The following is an 18750-nucleotide window of genomic DNA, read 5'->3' as shown; positions in this document are numbered from 1 at the left end:
CGCAAATGGTTTAAGATAATCTTCATTTATTCTATGTCAGGAAGGACTAAGGTATTACTGGTCTGTGCTGTTTCATTGGGTGCAAGTATACTCCGGCTCTCTGCCCAGGAGGTGGGGGGAGATACGATTACGGGGAAAGTGCATCAGATAGAGAAAGTGACAGTGACAGCACGTCGGTCACCCAACAAAGTAACTTCTGCCGTACCCGTACAGACTATGTCACAGCAGGACATCAGCCGGTTGGGAATACAGAATATGGCAGATGCCGTGCGGCGCTTTGCCGGTGCCAATGTCAAGGACTATGGAGGTATTGGAGGATTGAAAACGGTTTCCATCCGCAATATGGGGGCGGCTCATACGGCTGTCAGTTATGATGGGGTGGCGGTGAGCAACTGTCAGGCAGGGCAGATAGACATCGGACGTTTTTCATTGGACAATGTTTCCATGCTTTCGCTCGCCATCGGGCAGTCGGAGGACTTGTTGCAGTCTGCCCGCTTGTATGCATCGGCCGGTGTGCTGGGCATAGAGACGGAAAAGCCTCATTTTGACGATGGGCGTAATGCCGCTTTCCAGGCACGGGTGCGTGGCGGTTCGTTCGGAATGGTCAGCCCTTCGCTGCGTTGGTGGCAGAAGTTGGGCGGTCGTACACGCGTGGCGGTAGATGCCGGTTATATGAGGGCGGACGGGAATTATCCTTTTACGCTGGTCAATGGCAAATATGTGACGGAAGAGAAACGTAATAACTCCGGCATCTATTCATGGCAGGGCGAAGCCACCCTTTATCATACGTTCAAGGATGGCGGTGAACTGGATGTGAAAGGCTACTACTTCTATTCCCGTCGGGGACTTCCGGGGGCGGTTACACTCTATAATCCTCTTTCCGATGAGACACTTTGGGATGAGAATACTTTTGTACAGGCACGTTATAGGAAGCATTTTTCGCCCCAATGGAGTTTGCAGGCGCAGGCAAAGTATAATCATGGCTGGAACAAGTATAAGGATGAAGGCAAGGAATATACCGACGGATATTATCGGGAAAATCACCGGCAAGACGAGTATTATATCTCCGCGACCGTTCTCTACCGTCCTCTGGAAACTTTGACCCTTTCGTTGGCGCAGGACGGAGTGATGAACAAGCTACGCAACAGCTTGCCGGAATGTCCTTTCCCCACAAGATATACTTCTATCAGTGCTTTCAATACACGCTATCGGCAAGGATGGCTCACGGCCACCGCTTCGTTGGTGCATACCGCCACGTCGGAGCATACAGAGAAGGGTACGACTCCCGACGATTTCCATCGTTTTGCCCCTTCTCTGTCGGTCAGCATGCAGCCGTGGCAGGACGAGTCACTGTATCTCCGGCTGATGTATAAGAGTACGTTCCGTCTGCCCACTTTCAATGACCTCTATTACTACCGGCTGGGCAACCGCAATCTGCGGCCCGAGAAAGCGGACGAATATAATGTCGGTATCACATGGAGCAAATCCGGATGGGCTGTGTTCGATTATATTTCCTTTACGCTCGACGGTTACTACAACGATGTGACGGATAAGATTGTGGCTTTTCCCACCACCTATGCGTGGAAGATGGCAAACTACGGCAAGGTACATGCCGCAGGTGTGGATGCCACTTTGGCCGCCACTGTACCCTTGACAAAAAAAATAAAACTGGTTATGTCGGGCGGATATACGTGGCAGAAGGCCATTGACCTGACCGATGCCGATGCCAAGAACTATAAAGACCAATTGCCTTATACCCCTCTCCATAGCGGAAATGCGTCTGCCATTGTGGAAACGCCGTGGGTGAATGTGGGCTACTCGGTGGTGGGAGTGGGAAAACGCTACTATTTGTCGCAGAACCTTCCGGAGAATGAGATTGAGGGGTATTGGGAGCATACGATGAGCCTCTCTCATGAGTTTGCTTTGGGCAGTTGCCGACTCCGGTTGCAGGCTGAGATTATAAACCTGACCGATGAACAGTATGACGTGATAAAATATTATCCTATGCCGGGCCGTTCGTGGCGGCTGACGGGGACCTTTAAGTTTTGAGTCAGCCATTTATAAACAATAAGAAATAATTATAAACGATAACAACAGTGATTATGAAAGTAAGAAGTTTATTATTCGGTATGCTCTGCATGCTTGCTTTGGGTGCCTCTTTGGTATCTTGTAGTGACGACGACGATGATTCTCTGGATGATGACGGGTCGAAGGTGACACTGCCGCAGACGCGTGTCTATATTCTGAACGAAGGCTCTCAAGGGGCCAACAATGCAGGACTTGCCTTTTATGCACCCAATAAGGATGCGGATTTTATCAGTGATATCTACAAGACCCAAAACAATGCCAAGTTGGGTGACCTTGGTCAGAGCATGATTGAGTATGAAGATGAAATATATATAGCCGTTTATGGCTCTAATTATCTGACCAAGCTGAATGCTGCAGGTGTGGAGTTGAAACGTGTTTCGTTCGTAGGCGACAACGACCTCAGTGCTGGTATTCGCTATATAGATGCTGAGGATGGGTATATCTATGCTTCCTTTTGGGGAGGAGCAGTGGCTAAAATCAATGCGACAACGTTGGAGGTAGTGGATAAATTGACCGGACTTGGTGACAATCTGGAAGGTGTGGCAATCTGTGAGGACATGCTTTATGTTTCGAATAGTTGTACTGCTGACTATACTTATCACAATGATGTTAAAGTGATAGACTTGCGAACATTCACACTAAAGGAAACATTGACAGTGGCTTCCAATCCCAATACACAAATGCTGGAAGAGGACGACAAAGTGTTCCTCATTTCTGATGATTATTCTTCTGCAGAGGGCTATGTGCTGCAGATGATTGAGCCGGCCAAAGGCAACAAGGTTACCAAGATAGGCAATGCCACTTATATGGCTGCCAATAATGATATATTGTATCTGGTGAATTCAATGACGGACTGGAGTACTAAACCGGTTACAACTGTCAACACTTTCTTTACTTACAACATCAAGACGGGACAGATGAATAATGCTTCTTTCCTGAAAGATGCTCCTGCTGAACTTGTATCGAGTACATTGCATATGTTGACAATAAACGACAATAACGGTGATATTTATATCAGTACTTCCGATTTCATTACGAACGGTACCATCTACCGTTTCAAGAAAGACGGTACGTTCATAGAAAAGTTCGATGCAGGAGGTGTCAATCCTAATTCCGCTGTTTTCTTTAATTAATGTCGATGAAAAGGAACAGCTTTCTTATCTGCATACTCGCAGTCTTGCTTCTTTTCTCCTGCGGGGGAAGGGGCAAGACTGCCTCTGCTTTGCCCGACGGTGACACCATTCCCTTACGTTATGCGGAGAACCTTACCTTAGTGTCCTATCCCGACTATACCCTTGCCACCCTGCGCAATCCCTGGGATACGTTGCACACGCTGCATACCTATATCCTGGTTCCTAAAGACCGTGAACTCCCGGCACATCTTCCGGAAGGTACCGTGGTGCGTACCCCGCTCTCCAAATCGGTCATTTACTCTTCCGTACATTGCGGGTTGATGGATAATCTGGGCGTGTTCAGTAGTATCGGCGGCGTTTGCGACCTGAAGTACATTAAGCTGCCGGCCGTGCACGAGGCTTGCCGTCGGGGTATCATTGTCGATTGCGGCGATGGTATGAATCCCGATATGGAACGTATCATCGACCTGCATCCCGATGCCATTCTTCTATCTCCGTTCGAGAACAGTGGTGGTTATGGCCGTATCGAGAAACTGGATATTCCCATCATCGAATGTGCCGACTATATGGAAACTTCCGCTTTGGGCCGTGCCGAATGGATGTGTTTTTACGGGCTGCTCTTCGGGGCTGCGCCACAAGCCGACAGTCTGTTTGCCGAGGTGGATAGCTGCTACCGGCGCCTCAAGATGCGTGCAAAGCTTTCCTCCACCTCACTGTCCATTGTCAGCGAGATGAAAAGTGGTTCGGCATGGTACGCTCCGGGAGGGCGTAGCACTATAGGAAGGCTTTTTCAGGATGCTTGCGGGCGTTACGCTTTTGCCGACGATACCCACAGCGGTTCTGTTCCTCTGGCTTTCGAGACCGTTTTCGACAAGGCGGGCGATGCCGACGTCTGGCTGGTGAAGTACAACCGTGACCGCGATATGACCTACGCTGATTTGGAGGCGGATTATATCGGCTACACCGGTTTTAAGGCTTTCAAGACCCGGAATGTCTATGGTTGTAATACGGCGAAAGTTCCTTTCTACGAGGAGACTCCGTTCCGTCCCGATTATTTGTTATCCGACCTAATACAGATTCTGCATCCCGAAATAGGAGATTTGGGAGGTTTGCGCTATTTTTGCAGACTGAAGGAGTGATGAACACACAGAGATACGGAACTTTTGTGAAAGTAATAGAAAACTCTGTGCCTCCGTGTCTCTGTGTGCTAAATAATGTAACTATGAGTAAAGGCTGGAAATATGGTATCGGGTTGGGAGTAGTAATCTTATTGCTTTTTGCGGGCAATCTGCTGGTGGGGTCGGTTTCGATTCCGCCTGCCGATGTTTTCCGTATCCTGCTCGGTGGAGAGGGGGAGAAGGCAAGCTGGAGCTTCATCCTTTGGGAATCCCGTTTGCCCCAAGCGCTGACGGCGCTGCTTTGCGGTGGCGCATTGGCTGTCTGCGGACTGATGTTGCAGACGGCTTTCAAGAATCCGCTGGCAGGACCATCCATTCTGGGCATCAACGCCGGGGCAAGTCTGGGAGTGGCCTTCGTCATGCTGCTGTTTGGCGGCAGTATCACGGCAGGGGTGTTCAGTCTGTCCGGCTTCTTCTCCGTACTGCTTGGCGCATTTATCGGAGCCATGCTGATTATGGCACTTATCCTTTTCTTTTCCACGCTGATAAAGAGCAATGTCATGCTGCTGATAACGGGTATCATGATAGGCTACATCGCTTCTTCGGCCATTGCCCTGCTGAACTTCTTTGCTACGGCAGAGGGGGTGCAGTCCTATATGATATGGGGGCTGGGCAACTTCGGTGGAGTTTCCCTACAGCAGATGCCGGCCTTTGCGCTGGTCACCATTGTGGGACTGTTCGGCTCATTATTGTTGATAAAGCCCCTGAACGCCTTGTTGCTGGGAGAGCGCTATGCCGAAAATCTAGGTGTAAATATCCGCCGTGTGCGCAACTGGCTTTTGATTATCACCGGGCTCTTGACGGCTGTCACCACCGCCTTCTGTGGCCCAGTCGCTTTTATCGGTCTGGCCGTGCCGCATGTGGCCCGCATGATATTGGGGACAGCCAATCACAATTCCCTATTGCCGGTCACCATCTTGAGTGGCGGTGCAGTGGCACTGCTTTGCAACTTGATTTGCGTCTTGCCCGGCGAAGCGGGTATTATCCCCTTGAATGCCGTCACGCCCATTATCGGTGCGCCGGTCATCATCTACGTTATTCTGAGCCAGCGGAAGCCCCAACAATTCAACTAAGCTATTGCCGACAGCTTGACAAGTTTTTGCCTTACTATTGGCAAGACTTTGCCACCGCGTTGGCAAACTTTTGCCATAGGCATGGCAAAGTTTTGCCAAACCTATGGCAATGTCTTGGCAAAATTTCTCTCTGATTATCAACGTGCTACTTTTTTTGTATTTTTCTCTCCATTCTATAGGGTTTTATCTTCCTCACCGCTCTTATTAATAGAAACCCCTTAAAAACATGCCTTATGAAAAACTTTGTAGGATTTACACTTGGGTGTTTGTTTGCATTCTTATCTTCGGGTATCACCCCGTTGATGGCGCAGGACGCGGCAGTGAACGAGCTCGTCATCACCGGTACGGTCAAGAACAAGGACAGCAGGAAGAAACTCGAAAACGTGAACGTCTCTGTTGTCGGCAACAATATCGGAACGGTGACCAATGCCGACGGCACATTCTCCTTGAAAGTAGCGGAAGCGGAAGCTTTCCGTGGACTGGAAGTCTCCCATATCGGCTATCTCACTACACACCTCTCTCTGGAAGAACTTGAAAAAACGGGCGAGCTGACCATCTGGATGATACCGGCCCCCAATCTTTTGAGCGAGATTGTGGTCTATGGCAATAATCCCCGCGTCATAGTGGAAGAGGCCATCAAGAAAATTCCAGTAAATTATTCTGGCAATGACAACATGCTGACCGCCTTCTATCGGGAAACCGTGCAGAAGCGCCGCCGCTATATCAGCGTGTCCGAGGCAGTGATGGATGTCTATAAGACGGATTATAACTCCCGCGATGTGGACCGCGACAAGGTGCAGCTGCTGAAAGGCCGCCGCCTGCTGAGCCAAAAGCAGAGTGACACGCTGGCTGTGAAAGTGGTGGGAGGCCCCAATCTGTCCCTTTATCTGGATATTGTGAAGAATGGCGATGCGCTGTTGAGCACGGACAATCTGGACTATTATGAATTCCGTATGGAGGACCCCGTCAATTTGGATAACCGCATGCAGTATGTGGTCAGCTTCCGTCCGCGGGTCAGCCTGATGTATGCCTTGTTCATCGGGAAACTGTATATAGACTACGAACGGCTTTCCTTTACACGTGCCGAGTTTGGCCTGGACATGGCAAATCGGGTGAAGGCAGTGGAGGCCATTCTGCATAAGAAGCCCGTCGGCTTACGGTTCCGCCCGCAGGAAGTCACCTATCTGGTGACCTACAAGCAGCAGGGGGCCAAGACTTACCTGAACTATATACGGAATGTCATCCGCTTTAAATGCGACTGGAAAAAAAGGCTGTTCTCCTCCAGCTACACCGCTTTCTCTGAAATGGTGGTGACCGACAGGACGGAAAGCCCTCTCTCCGGCATCTCCAACAAGAACACCTTCAAACGGAGGCAGGTATTCTACGACCTGGTGGATGAGTACTGGAACGAAGACTTCTGGAGGAACTACAATATCATAGAACCTACGGAATCCCTGGAGAATGCAGTCAGCAAATTGCGGAAACAATCCAATTGATTATCTGATAGTTTTCCTTATATTTGGAGCAACCGAGAAAAAACACCGTGTATGCTGGACGAACTGATGATACTGGCCAGAATAAAGGAGGGCGATATAAAGGCGTTCGAAGGAATCTTCCGCCGGTATTATTCCCCTCTTTGCTGGTATGCTGCGGGCATCACGGGTGATACGGCGTCTGCCGAGGAAATTGTGGAGGAGCTGTTCTACGTGCTGTGGAAGAACCGGGAGCGGTTACAAGTATTCCAGTCCGTGAAAAGCTATCTCTACCGTTCTGTGAGGAATGAAGCCGTGCAGTTTTGTGAGCATCAGGAGGTCAAGGAGCGCTATCGGGCATCTGTCCGTACGGAGTCCGGGCCGGGCTATTCGTCCGACCCCCACGCGCATTTGGAGTACGAGGAACTCCAGACCCTCATCCGGCATACGCTCGACAAGCAGCCCCGGCGCCGGCAGCAGATTTTCAGGATGCACCGCATGGAGGGGAAGAAATATGCAGAGATTGCCTTGTCGCTTTCGTTGTCCGTCAAGACGGTGGAAGCGGAAATGACCAAGGTACTCCGAACCTTACGAAACGAAATTGATAATTATATCCGGACACAATGATGGAAGTAGATAAAAAGAAGACAAGGACCGACGAGGCATGGGTACGGCTTTATGCCCGCTTCGAAACGGACTGCCTGCTGCCGGCAGATGCGGAACATGCTCCGGCAATGCACCGCAGGCTTTACCTCAAGTGGGGGAGCGTTGCGGCAGCCGTGATTGCCGGAATCGTATGTTTTGCCGCATGGTGGGCCGTACCGGAACAAGGTGGGGACAGTCGTAGCTTGCTGACGGAGGAGAACCGGGAGAAGCCCACACTGGTCAAGACCCTTGAAGACGGTTCGGTGGTATATCTGGCGCAGGAAAGCACGCTGAAGTATCCCGAACATTTTGCGGAAGACAAGCGGGAAGTGAACCTGCAGGGTGAAGCCTTCTTCGATGTGGCAAAGAAACCCGAGCAGGCTTTTACGATTGAGACGGCAAGGGTGCGTGTGGAGGTGCTGGGCACGGCTTTCAATGTCAGGAGCAATGAAGGGGCCCCCTTCAGCTTGTCCGTGAAGCGCGGGAAGGTGAAGGTGCTGCTGAAACAAGAGGAACAGACGGTCTTTGTAGAGGCGGGAGAAACGGTTATCTTGCAGGGGGGCAGTCTGCTCGTCAGCGAGACGGGGAATCCGGAGCTTTTTGACCGTTACACCAGCAACATCCGTTTCAAGGACGAGTGCCTGGAGGATGTGCTGCGTGCCATCAATAAGGAGTCTGCCGGCTGGCAGATAGAAGCCGCGTCGCCAACCCTGGGCAAACGGCGGCTGACGGTCGAATTTTCGAATAACTCCCCGGAGTCTGTGGCCGAGCTGATATGCTGGACGTTCGACTTGAAGTGTACACGTCAGGGCAATAGACTGATATTGTCGGAACAATGAATTCAATGAAATGCTTCATTCTCCATTTGCCACTCTTCATTTTCTTCCTGGCAGGCAGTGCAAGAGCGGACGGAGGCGATGTGCTGGACCGCATCGTCCGGCTGCCTGGAATGAAGGGAACGGTTTATGCGCTGTTGGGGAAAGTCTCGGAGCAGTCCGGCTATCTGTTTATCTATGATAGTAAGGTCATCCATAACGACTCAGTGGTGAGGGTCAGGAAGCAGGAGTGTTCCGTGAGGCAGGCCATTCATAGGATAACCGGCAGCCGGAACCTCGAATTGAAGGTATTAGGCAACCATATATTGATAACACGGGCGGCAGAAAGGAAGAGTATGGAAGAAACGGTACCCCTGCCGCCCCGACCGGCATATTCCACCATTGCCGGAATCCTGCTGGACAAGGAGACGGGAGAGCCCGTCGTCAGTGCGTCGGTCATCGCACAAGGAACCTCACTGGGTAACATTACCAACCAGAACGGTGAATTCCGGTTCAACCTGCCCGACTCGTTGAGGCGCTGCATGCTCTCCTTCTCCCATCTGGGTTATGTGGGGCAAACGGTGGAAGCCTCTGCTTTGGAAGGACGCAGCAATGTTCTGAGCCTTGAGCCGAAAGTCATTTCCTTACAAGAAGTGCTTATCCGCCTGGTGGAGCCTAAAAAGCTGCTTCGCGAGATGATAGAGCACCGGGATAGGAACTGCTCCACTTCTCCGGTCTATCTGACCACCTTCTACCGGGAAGGCGTACAACTGAAGAACAAGTTCCAAAGCCTGACGGAGGCGGTTTTCAAGGTCTACAAATCGCCCACGATGGAGCCCGGACAGAAAGACCAGGTGAAACTGCTCAAGATGAGCAAGATAGATAACCGGGAGCAGACGGACAGTGTGCTTGCCAAAATCAGCTCCGGGGTGGAAGCATGTCTGCAGTTGGACATCATGAAGAATCTTCCAGACTTCCTCTTGCTGGAATCCGGCGAGGAACTTTATACCTATACTTCGGGCGACATCGTATCGGTGGACGACCGTACTGCCAACGTCGTCTATTTTGAGCAGAAACGGGGGGTAAAGGAACCTTTGTTCTGCGGAGAACTCTATATAGACTCGGAGAACAGCGCCTTGCTGCGTGCCCGCTTCGAAATTCATCCCCGGTATGTGAAGGCTGCCACACGGCTTTTCGTGATACGCCAGGCACCGAAAATCAGGCTGACAACGGAGAAACTTGTCTATACCGTCTCATACAAACCCTGGAACGGTACCTATTATGTCCACCACATCCGTGGCGACCTTTACTTCAAGATGAAGAGAAAACGCATGCTCTTCAGTAATCCCACTCTGTATACCTGGTTCGAGATGGTGACCTGCCGGATTGACGGGGAAAACGTGACGCGCTTCCCGCGTGCGGAACGGCTGCCGGTGCATACCGTCTTCTCTGAAACCGACTTCAAGTATGACGCCGATTTCTGGGGCGACTTCAATGTGATTCCGCTGGAAGAGGAGCTTGGAAAGATTATCGAAAAGGTGTCCCTGAAGATAGAGCAGACGGAAGCTCCGTAAACATGGCCCTCAATCGTTTGCGGTGGTTAGATTGTATATTCTACACTAAAATTATCTCTATTTTGTTTTTTTATTGTAATTTTGCCCCTGGTATTAGTTTAAATTTAAAGATTGTAACTATGAGATTACCTGAGGACCCGGTGATGCTGTACAGCTTCATCAACATGAAACTGCGTGATTTCTATCCTTCGTTGGACGCGCTCTGCGAGGATATGAACGTAGAGAAAGAGGACATTGTACGAAAATTGAAGCTCGTGGGATTTGAGTATAATCCTGTAAAGAACAGATTTTGGTAAATAATGTTTCTGTATAAAACAACTCCCGTTGCTTGTTGTTGTAAAGCGCAAGTTAACGGGAGTTGTTTTGTTATGAAACTATGGGATAAGGCAGAACGTCTTTGGACGAGGGTCAAGAACTGGAAAACAGTACGCGGCTGGCACATCTGGAAGTTGAAGCTGGTGGATGCCCGGCTGTATTTCGTCAGCATGTTCGTCGGTTTGCTGACGGGACTGGTCGCTGTGCCCTATCACTATCTTCTCTATTATCTGTTCCACCTCCGCAGTGGTTTCTTCGCTTCGCATCCGGCCTGGTACTGGCACATTCCACTCTTTCTGTTTTCTTGGGGCATTCTCGTCTTCGTCATGTGGCTCGTGGGGAAAATGCCGCTTATCGGCGGGGGAGGTATTCCGCAGACACGCGGCGTGATTAACGGGCGCATCACTTACCGGCATCCTTTCATCGAGATGGTATCCAAGTTCGTAGGGGGCATTCTGTCCTTCTCGGCGGGGTTGTCTTTGGGGCGCGAAGGGCCTTCCGTGCAGATAGGCTCTTATGTGGGTAGCCTGGTATCCCGCTGGACCCATATCCTGAAAGGCGAACAGAAACAGTTGCTGGCAGCCGGGGCGGGAGCGGGGCTCGCTGCGGCTTTTGCAGCGCCACTGGCTTCCTCGCTCATTGTAATAGAATCCATTGAACGCTTCGATGCCCCTAAGACGGCCATCACTACCTTGCTGGCGGGTGTTGTGGCAGGAGCCGTGGCAAGCATGGTCTTTCCTGTGAATCCTTACCATCTGATAGAAGTAACGGAACCGGTTTTCGCCTTCTTTGTCCAGATGAAGTATTTCTTGATATTGGCGGTGATTGTCTCCGTATGCGGGAAGTTCTACTCCTCCACCATGAATGCTTTCAGGCATGTGTATGCCAAAGTCAATTCTCCGGCGTATGTCAAGATGTTCTATCTGGTGCTGGTGGCCTACATCATTTCGCTGATGCAGGTCAATCTGACTGGAGGCGGGGAGCAGTTTCTGCTGGCCCAGGCACAGAACGGCAGTACGCAGATTATGTGGGTGACGGCCGTCATGTTGCTGCATTTTGTCTTTTCAGTTTTCTCTGTCTCTTCCGGATTGCCGGGCGGCAGTTTCATTCCGACGCTGGTTACGGGAGGGTTGTTGGGACAGATTGTCGGTCTGGTAGGAGTGAGGTACGGTGTCATCGGGCAAGAGAATGTCAGTTATATCATGCTTGTTTCCATGTCGGCTTTTCTGGTGGCCGTGGTCCGTACACCGCTCACGGCCATTGTGCTGATTACGGAGATTACCGGACATTTCGAAGTCTTTTATCCTTCGGTGGTTGTTGGCGGGTTGACCTACTATTTTACGGAACTTCTGCAAATGAAGCCTTCCAACGTCTCCCTCTATGAAGATATGATTCATGCTCCCGATTTTAAAGAAGAGAAACGCTATACGCTTTCGGTGGAGATTATGACGGATTCTTATCTGGACGGGAAACTGGTGGACGAACTGTCCCTGCCGGAACGTTGCGCCATCATCAATGTACATCGGGATGGAAAAAATCTGGTCCCCACGGGAACTCGTTTGATTCCGGGGGACCAGGTACAGATTGAGATGGACTCGCAGGACATAGAGAAACTCTATGAACCGCTTGTCAGTATGGCGAATATCTATTAAGCCAGATTGCCTATCTCGTCCAGATTCTTCTGGATGTCGGCATCCGTCAGCTCGTAATTCACTAAATCGCCGGACAAATACTTGTCGTAGGATGCCATGTCGATAAGTCCGTGACCGGAAAGGTTGAACAGAATCACCTTCTCTTCACCCGTTTCCTTGCATTTGTTTGCTTCGCGGATGGTGGCGGCAATGGCATGGCAGGACTCGGGGGCGGGGATGATGCCCTCTGCTTGCGCAAACAGACAACCGGCGTCGAATGATTCGAGCTGCTTGATGTCCACCGCTTCCATATAACCGTCTTTCAGCAGTTGTGATACGATGACACCTGCACCGTGATAGCGTAGGCCGCCGGCATGGATATTGGCAGGGGCAAAGTTGTGTCCCAGTGTAAACATGGGCAGCAACGGAGTGTATCCGGCCTCGTCTCCGAAGTCGTATTGGAATTTGCCGCGTGTCAGCTTCGGACATGAAGCAGGTTCGGCGGCGACAAAGCGTGTTTTCTTTCCTTCGAGGATGTTGTGGCGCATGAAGGGGAAGGCGATACCGCCAAAGTTGGAACCTCCTCCGAAGCAGGCGATGACGGTGTCGGGATATTCACCCGCCATTTCCATCTGCTTTTCGGCTTCCAGTCCGATGACGGTCTGGTGCAGGGCCACGTGGCTCAATACGGAGCCGAGGGTATATTTGCAGTTGGGAGTGGTCTGTGCCAGCTCTATAGCTTCGGAAATGGCTGTTCCCAGCGAGCCCTGATAGTTGGGATGGGCGGTCAGTATATCTTTTCCGGCGCGGGTAGACATGGAGGGAGACGGGGTAACCTGCGCACCGAATGTCTGCATGATGCTGCGGCGGTAGGGCTTTTGCTCGTAACTGATTTTTACCTGATAGACAGCGGCTTCCAGTCCGAAGAGGCGGGCGGCATATGCCAGGGAAGCTCCCCATTGTCCGGCACCGGTTTCGGTGGTCACGTTAGTCACTCCCTCCTGCTTGCAATAGTATGCCTGCGGGATGGCGGAGTTCAGCTTGTGCGAGCCCATCGGGCTGACGCTCTCGTTCTTGAAGTAGATATGTGCCGGTGTGCCGAGCGCTTTCTCCAATCCATAAGCGCGCACCAGCGGAGTGCTGCGGTAGTATTTGTACATTTCGCGGACCTCTTCGGGGATTTCAATCCACGTGTCGGTCTGATTCAGTTCCTGGCGGCAGAGTTCCTCGGCAAAGATCGGATACAAGTCTTCTGCTTTCAGCGGTTGCTTGGTGCCGGGGTGAAGCGGTGGCATGGGCTTGTTCACCATATCGGCTTGTATGTTATACCAGTACTGTGGGATTTCCTCTTCCGGGAGAATGAATCTTTTCTTTTTGTTGCTCATAGTGGTTAAAATTATTAATAATTCAATGCCCAAATGTAGCTATTATTTTTGAACTAATTTCTTTTTCCTTTTGTTTTTTGTATATCAAGGTATATTTGTCTAAGTTTGCCGCGTTTCATTAATCGATGCATTTATGAAGATTTATCATAAATTCCTTTTGTATCAAAATAAATGGATTCACCCTTACGTACGGATGACAGTGGGAGTAATGACTTCCATCACTTATTTGGCCTCCATCCTGCTGATTGTCGGCGTGGTCTATGAGCATGGCTTTACGATTTCAGAGGTCGAGGCGCATCAGCTCCAACGCTTGTACCATGGGGTGTGGATTGTTTTTCTGGTAGATGTCACCCTTCGTATTTTGCTGGAATACAAGGATACCCGGCGCACCTTCAGTAAGCTCACCTGGATACTGACCATTCTGCTCTATCTGACCCTTATCCCGGTCATTTTCCATCGTCCGGAGGAGGAGGGCGCCATCTTGCAGTTCTGGGAATTTCTGCATGGCAAGGCCTATCATCTTGTCCTGCTGCTGGTGTTTTCCTTTTTCAGCCTTTCCAACGGGCTGGTACGGTTGTTGGGGCGGCGTACGAACCCTTCGCTTATTCTGGCTGCAAGTTTCCTGATAATCATAATGATAGGCACGGGGCTGTTGATGTTGCCGCGCTGCACGATGAACGGCATATCGTGGGTCGACTCGCTGTTCATATCCACCAGTGCGGTGTGCGTCACGGGGCTGACGTCTGTCGATGTGGCGTCCACTTTTACCCCGACCGGTTTTGTGGTAATCATTCTGCTGATTCAGATAGGCGGTCTGGGAGTGATGACACTGACGAGCTTCTTTGCCATGTTCTTCATGGGTAATACCTCGTTGTACAATCAGTTGGTGGTGCGCGACATGGTGAGTTCCAATTCCTTGAATTCCTTGCTCTCCACCCTGGTCTATATTCTGGCCTTTACGCTGGTGATTGAAGGAATAGGGATGCTTGCTATCTGGGGAGACATCCACGGGACGATGGGGATGGACCTTCAAGAAGAGCTGGCCTTTTCCGCTTTTCATGCCATTTCCGCTTTCTGCAATGCGGGATTCTCCACGTTGCCCGGAAATCTGGGTAATCCGTTGGTGATGACGGGGCACAACCCGTTCTTCATCTATATATCTCTGCTGATTATTCTGGGGGGGATCGGTTTCCCCATACTGGTGAATTTCAAGGATATTATTCTTTACCATCTGCGTCGTCTGTGGCACTTTCTGCGTACGTGGCATTGGGACGGCAAGCGTTTTTACCATCTGTACAACCTGAATACAAAGATTGTACTGATAGTCACCTTCCTGCTGCTGGTACTGGGCACGGTGGGCATTGCTGTCTTTGAGTGGAATGCCGCCTTCGCCGGCATGTCGGTGGCCGACAAGTGGACGCAGGCGTTTTTCAATGCCACGTGTCCCCGTACGGCAGGCTTTACCAGTGTGGACTTGGCAGGCTTGGGGGTACAGACATTGCTTATATATCTGTTTCTGATGTGGGTGGGAGGCGGTTCACAGTCTACGGCAGGCGGTATCAAGGTAAATGCCTTTGCGGTAGTGGTGCTGAATCTGGTGGCTGTGTTGCGCGGCACGGAACGGGTAGAGGTGTTTGGCCGTGAGCTGTCACATGATTCCATCCGTCGTTCCAATGCCACGGTGGTGATGTCGTTCGGCGTCTTGTTGCTGTTTGTTTTCATCATCAGTATGCTGGAGCCGGGTACGTCGCTTTTGGCCATTACCTTCGAGTGTGTGTCGGCATTGAGCACGGTGGGGGCCAGTTTGAACCTTACCCCACGGTTGGGAGACGACAGCAAGCTGTTGGTGGCACTGCTGATGTTTGTGGGGCGTGTGGGACTAATTACGCTGATGCTTGGCATCATCAAGCAGAAGAAGCATACGAAGTATCAGTATCCGAGTGGTCAGATTATAATCAATTAAATAAGATGAAGTATATTATTATCGGTTTAGGGAATTATGGTCACGTGCTGGCAGAAGAGCTTTCTGCACTGGGGCACGAAGTGATAGGTGCGGACGTGAGCGTCGGCCGGGTGGATAGTCTGAAGGAAAAGATTGCCACAGCCTTTGTCATCGACGCTACGGACGAGCAGGCCTTGTCCGTGTTGCCGCTGAACAGTGTGGATGTGGTGATTGTTGCCATCGGCGAGAATTTCGGTGCATCCATCCGTGTAGTGGCTTTGCTGAAGCAGAAGAAGGTGCAGCATATCTATGCCCGCGCCATTGACGCTGTCCACCGTTCCGTGCTCGAGGCTTTTGAGCTGGAACGCATTCTTACTCCCGAGGAGGATGCCGCACGCGGACTGGTACAGTTGCTGGAATTCGGTGCCGATATGGAGACCTTCCGCGTGGCACCGGATTATTATGTAGTCAAGTTCACCGTTCCGGACAAGTTCATTGGCTATTATGCCAATGAATTGAATCTCGATAAGGAGTTTGGCCTGAAGATGCTCGCCTTGAAACGTGCCGAGACTTTGAAGAATTGCCTGGGCGTCTCGTATGTGGAACACAATGTACTGAACGAACTGCCGGAAAATGACCAGATACAAGCCGGCGACCAGTTAGTGTGCTACGGACGGTATAAGGATTTCCAGAAGTTCTGGAAAGCACTATGATAATTGGTAGTTGGAAATGTGTCAAAAGTGGTATTCACCCCCCATTTTCAACTAATCAAAGTCTTTCTCCCGACACCGATAATGGAAATAATCAGTCAGGAAGTGTGCATTCTTGCGTATGAACTCTTGCCCGTATTCTTTTCTTTGCAAACTGTTCAGATAAGCATCCGGAAGCATGCCTTCGTCTTGCAGGATGCAACTCAATTGGTAGGGGATAATGTCTGGGTTGACGATGAACATAATGGCGTTTTTCTCTGCTTCCTCCTTATTATAATTGGGGTTGTCCGGAGATTTGATGCATTCGCACAGCTTGAATTGGATATGTAGGCCGGTGTGCGGGTTGGCCATCAGCATGGCTCCGGTTTCTGTATGTATGCGTGGTATGTCCAGGTCTTCTTTCAAGCCGTATCCCATCTTGTTCAGCAGAAAATCAGAGATTTCCTCTTGCGATTGGCAGAATACAAAAGATTTCCCGCCGGATGCTTTTATGAAATCATGGAATGTAGCCTTTTCATTCGTCTTTTCTTTCTGTTTCGTCAAGTCGTCCACATATTCTGCCATTTTCTGGTCGTACTTGTTTTCGAGAAGCATGCCGCACTGCCACCATGCGTTGCCAAAATAAATCAGTTCGCAGATAAGGGTGCTTTTCCCTGCCTCTCGGCTACGGATGGCCGAAAGGTTCAAGGACTTCTTGGTTATCTTGAATTCGCCTTCGTCCTCACTGCACAAATCTTTGACGTACAGAAATTCATCGTCTTCTTTCTCCAGCAGATAGCAACTGTTTTCCCGTGCCTTCACTTTGCCCCAAAGCTGATGTTCGGGATGGGCTTTTCCGATGAGAGCCAGCCATTCCGGTGAGGTCAGCGACAGCAGGTTGCGGCGGCCTTTGAACGTCAGTGAGGTGCGTGTGGCATATATGAGGGTCTCTGCCATTTCGGGAGTAATCTTTTCATCATCCTGCAACCGTTCAGCTTCGTCCCGGCATTGGGCGACATTTTCGATGTTGAAGTAGCATTGGTAGTGAAACCAATCCAGTATCTCCCGGTAGCGGAAGAAGTCTTCTTCTCCCATGGCAGAGTGGTATAGAAATTCCTGCATCCTTTCATTTTCGGGAGCGGTTTCGTATTCCTCTGCAAGCAGTCCGTATATCTCTTGTGCAGTCTGCTCTATTCCGGGATTCTCGGGGTTGATGGCGCTTATTCCCCGGCACAGATATTGTATATGGTGCCAAAGCAGAAAGCGTATGTCCTCCAGATTGATTTCATCCGGAAAATAATCGCCTTTGATGGGGTAGAAGGGCAGATAGGCTCCGTATCGCTTCCGGCACTCGGCAGTGAATGCCTGCCAGATGCCGGTCTGGGAGATGACGTCCTCAAACCATGCGGCGAGGCAGAGGCTTGTATAGCGTATGTTTTCCTCTTCTTCGAAGGCGTCGGCTATCGTTGAAGAGTAAAGTCTTTTGTGGATTTCGTTTGCAATGCCGACGTAGTACTGGTCAACGCTGTTTGTCTGCTTGTACGGATGCAGTTCCAACCATTTTTGGGGATATATTTTCTTCATGACTCTAAAGTGAGTTTGGTGTGTATTTTTTATATGTTTCATTTCCAGCGTAAAGATATGTTTTTTATGGGAATTTTCTTGTTTTTCCTCCTTTCGATTAGTATATTTGTATGCTACTATTAAATCGTTCCATCGTGTGGAAAAAATCGTTCCACCATGGTGGAACGATTTTTCTTCCGTGGTGGAATGATATTTTCTCCATGGTAGAATGATTAAAGAATAGCATTTCTTCTCCTTAATGCCGTGGAAGAAGAAATGACGGAATTGCAGGACCATTTAAAAACAGAATATATATGAGTGCGTATTACGACCTTTTCGAGAAACCCGACGTCCGCCAGACCGGCGAGCAACAATCCCTTTATGCCCGCTTTGTCCCCAAGGGCACCATCGACCGCAAGGAATTTATCGAGCGTGTACATCTTTTCACCAGCCTCAGCCGCAGCCTGCTGGAAGGAGCGATGGCAGGCTTTATGGACGAGTTGCGCGACTGCCTTGCCAATGGCTGGACGGTGGAGCTGGGCGAACTGGGTTACTTCACCCCCTCTTTGAGTTGTACCCGCCAGGCGACGGACAAGAAAGAGCTTCGTGCTGCCTCCATCGCTTTGCGCGGGTTGAATTTCCGTCTGGGCAGGGAGTTCTATAAGGATTTGAAAGGTAAGATGCAGTTGGAGCGTTGTCCGCAATCGGCATCGGTGCCTGCTTCGTCTGCCGATGAGGCGTTGGGCGTGGAGCAGCGCTGGCAGTTGCTGGATGAGTATTTGCAGCAGTATCCCTGCATCAATCGCTCCCAGTATGCACGGCTGGCAGGACGTAGTTATAAGCAGGCGGTTGTCGATTTGAATAGGTTTATAGAAGAAGGGGTGCTGATGAGGCATGGGATGGGGCCGAGTGTGGTGTATGCCAGAAAGAGGTAAAATTCAAGATGTGTATTTGCATCCGAATCGAAATGCAAAGGACATATCCCGTGAGCTCAATATGGATAAAGGGCTGTTATTCCGCATATTGAAAAAGCTGGAGGCAAATCATTCTCGACACCCCCAAGAATACGGACAGAGCACATCTGTTTTATGAGAAAGCCGGATTCAAGAAAATAGAGAAAGAAGAACTCCCCATCGAATACGATTATCCGTATGATGACAGTGACTTCTTCTGCCTGACCTTGAACGGATACCAATAAATTTACGGTTATTAGAAATTTAATCGGATAAATTAAGATTTATGGAGAT

At 50.3% G+C, this 18750-nt stretch carries 15 protein-coding genes; 13 read left to right on the top strand and 2 right to left on the bottom strand.

The features are described 5' to 3' along the window. Window positions 1–33: 33 nt before the first annotated feature. From DWZ67_RS00540 to DWZ67_RS00495, 10 genes are all read left to right on the top strand, one after another. Window positions 34–2049 carry a TonB-dependent receptor plug domain-containing protein gene (locus DWZ67_RS00540; RefSeq protein WP_120138127.1) on the top strand — a complete coding sequence of 672 codons (2016 nt, stop codon included), beginning with the start codon at window positions 34–36 and terminating at the stop codon, window positions 2047–2049. 53 nt (window positions 2050–2102) lie between these two features. Beyond that, a complete protein-coding gene (locus DWZ67_RS00535; RefSeq protein WP_016272788.1) occupies window positions 2103–3221 on the top strand; it encodes a YncE family protein in 1119 nt (372 codons plus the stop codon). A gap of 5 nt (window positions 3222–3226) precedes the next feature. After that, the gene (locus tag DWZ67_RS00530) at window positions 3227–4360 is read left to right on the top strand and encodes an ABC transporter substrate-binding protein (protein WP_044468140.1); all 1134 of its coding nucleotides are present in this window, start codon (window positions 3227–3229) and stop codon (window positions 4358–4360) included. A gap of 83 nt (window positions 4361–4443) precedes the next feature. Beyond that, window positions 4444–5472 (top strand): iron ABC transporter permease, encoded by a 1029-nt coding sequence (locus DWZ67_RS00525; protein WP_016272786.1) that lies wholly within the window; start codon window positions 4444–4446, stop codon window positions 5470–5472. 233 nt (window positions 5473–5705) lie between these two features. Continuing rightward, the gene (locus tag DWZ67_RS00520) at window positions 5706–6968 is read left to right on the top strand and encodes a carboxypeptidase-like regulatory domain-containing protein (RefSeq protein ID WP_120137958.1); all 1263 of its coding nucleotides are present in this window, start codon (window positions 5706–5708) and stop codon (window positions 6966–6968) included. 51 nt (window positions 6969–7019) lie between these two features. Then, on the top strand, window positions 7020–7571 hold the full coding sequence (locus DWZ67_RS00515) for an RNA polymerase sigma-70 factor (RefSeq protein ID WP_009038152.1): 552 nt from the start codon (window positions 7020–7022) through the stop codon (window positions 7569–7571). Next, window positions 7568–8428, top strand: a complete 861-nt coding sequence (locus tag DWZ67_RS00510) for a FecR family protein (RefSeq protein ID WP_120137957.1) — start codon at window positions 7568–7570, stop codon at window positions 8426–8428. Before DWZ67_RS00515 ends, DWZ67_RS00510 begins: the two co-directional genes overlap by 4 nt. Beyond that, the gene (locus DWZ67_RS00505; protein ID WP_120137956.1) at window positions 8425–9978 is read left to right on the top strand and encodes a carboxypeptidase-like regulatory domain-containing protein; all 1554 of its coding nucleotides are present in this window, start codon (window positions 8425–8427) and stop codon (window positions 9976–9978) included. Before DWZ67_RS00510 ends, DWZ67_RS00505 begins: the two co-directional genes overlap by 4 nt. 119 nt (window positions 9979–10097) lie before the next feature. Continuing rightward, window positions 10098–10274, top strand: a complete 177-nt coding sequence (locus DWZ67_RS00500) for a DUF4250 domain-containing protein (protein WP_057089723.1) — start codon at window positions 10098–10100, stop codon at window positions 10272–10274. Between the two features lie 72 nt (window positions 10275–10346). After that, a complete protein-coding gene (locus tag DWZ67_RS00495; RefSeq protein WP_120137955.1) occupies window positions 10347–11945 on the top strand; it encodes a ClC family H(+)/Cl(-) exchange transporter in 1599 nt (532 codons plus the stop codon). On the opposite strand, the gene DWZ67_RS00490 is transcribed toward DWZ67_RS00495, so the two are convergent. Beyond that, a complete protein-coding gene (locus tag DWZ67_RS00490; protein ID WP_005831725.1) occupies window positions 11942–13309 on the bottom strand; it encodes a TrpB-like pyridoxal phosphate-dependent enzyme in 1368 nt (455 codons plus the stop codon). The two genes, DWZ67_RS00495 and DWZ67_RS00490, sit on opposite strands and share 4 nt — an antisense overlap. 133 nt (window positions 13310–13442) lie before the next feature. Between DWZ67_RS00490 and DWZ67_RS00485 the strand changes: the two genes are divergently transcribed. Next, window positions 13443–15272, top strand: coding sequence for a TrkH family potassium uptake protein (locus tag DWZ67_RS00485; protein ID WP_120137954.1), 1830 nt, complete (start codon window positions 13443–13445; stop codon window positions 15270–15272). Window positions 15273–15277: 5 nt separating this feature from the next. Continuing rightward, window positions 15278–15964: a potassium channel family protein gene (locus DWZ67_RS00480; RefSeq protein WP_005831720.1), complete on the top strand. Its 687-nt coding sequence runs from the start codon at window positions 15278–15280 to the stop codon at window positions 15962–15964. A gap of 51 nt (window positions 15965–16015) precedes the next feature. Here the strand turns inward: DWZ67_RS00480 and DWZ67_RS00475 are convergent, their stop codons facing one another. Then, window positions 16016–17524 carry a DUF3843 family protein gene (locus DWZ67_RS00475; protein ID WP_243635128.1) on the bottom strand — a complete coding sequence of 503 codons (1509 nt, stop codon included), beginning with the start codon at window positions 17522–17524 and terminating at the stop codon, window positions 16016–16018. A 293-nt stretch (window positions 17525–17817) separates the two neighbouring features. On the opposite strand from DWZ67_RS00475, the gene DWZ67_RS00470 reads away from it, so the two are divergent. Then, a complete protein-coding gene (locus tag DWZ67_RS00470) occupies window positions 17818–18438 on the top strand; it encodes a DsbA family protein (RefSeq protein ID WP_120137952.1) in 621 nt (206 codons plus the stop codon). The last annotated feature ends 312 nt before the right edge of the window (window positions 18439–18750 follow it).

The organism is Bacteroides sp. AF34-31BH (genome assembly GCF_003602795.1).
GTDB classification, from domain to species: Bacteria; Bacteroidota; Bacteroidia; order Bacteroidales; family Bacteroidaceae; genus Bacteroides; species Bacteroides uniformis.
This window is presented reverse-complemented; position numbering and strand designations above follow the sequence as displayed.

Coding starts and splice junctions, on each gene's coding strand:
- DWZ67_RS00525 (WP_016272786.1), top strand. CDS start 4,444: ATGAGTAAAGGCTGGAAATATGGTATCGGGTTGGGAGTAGTAATCTTA.
- DWZ67_RS00520 (WP_120137958.1), top strand. CDS start 5,706: ATGAAAAACTTTGTAGGATTTACACTTGGGTGTTTGTTTGCATTCTTA.
- DWZ67_RS00500 (WP_057089723.1), top strand. CDS start 10,098: ATGAGATTACCTGAGGACCCGGTGATGCTGTACAGCTTCATCAACATG.
- DWZ67_RS00505 (WP_120137956.1), top strand. CDS start 8,425: ATGAATTCAATGAAATGCTTCATTCTCCATTTGCCACTCTTCATTTTC.
- DWZ67_RS00540 (WP_120138127.1), top strand. CDS start 34: ATGTCAGGAAGGACTAAGGTATTACTGGTCTGTGCTGTTTCATTGGGT.
- DWZ67_RS00495 (WP_120137955.1), top strand. CDS start 10,347: ATGAAACTATGGGATAAGGCAGAACGTCTTTGGACGAGGGTCAAGAAC.
- DWZ67_RS00515 (WP_009038152.1), top strand. CDS start 7,020: ATGCTGGACGAACTGATGATACTGGCCAGAATAAAGGAGGGCGATATA.
- DWZ67_RS00510 (WP_120137957.1), top strand. CDS start 7,568: ATGATGGAAGTAGATAAAAAGAAGACAAGGACCGACGAGGCATGGGTA.
- DWZ67_RS00475 (WP_243635128.1), bottom strand. CDS start 17,524: ATGAAGAAAATATATCCCCAAAAATGGTTGGAACTGCATCCGTACAAG.
- DWZ67_RS00470 (WP_120137952.1), top strand. CDS start 17,818: ATGAGTGCGTATTACGACCTTTTCGAGAAACCCGACGTCCGCCAGACC.
- DWZ67_RS00480 (WP_005831720.1), top strand. CDS start 15,278: ATGAAGTATATTATTATCGGTTTAGGGAATTATGGTCACGTGCTGGCA.
- DWZ67_RS00490 (WP_005831725.1), bottom strand. CDS start 13,309: ATGAGCAACAAAAAGAAAAGATTCATTCTCCCGGAAGAGGAAATCCCA.
- DWZ67_RS00530 (WP_044468140.1), top strand. CDS start 3,227: ATGAAAAGGAACAGCTTTCTTATCTGCATACTCGCAGTCTTGCTTCTT.
- DWZ67_RS00535 (WP_016272788.1), top strand. CDS start 2,103: ATGAAAGTAAGAAGTTTATTATTCGGTATGCTCTGCATGCTTGCTTTG.
- DWZ67_RS00485 (WP_120137954.1), top strand. CDS start 13,443: ATGAAGATTTATCATAAATTCCTTTTGTATCAAAATAAATGGATTCAC.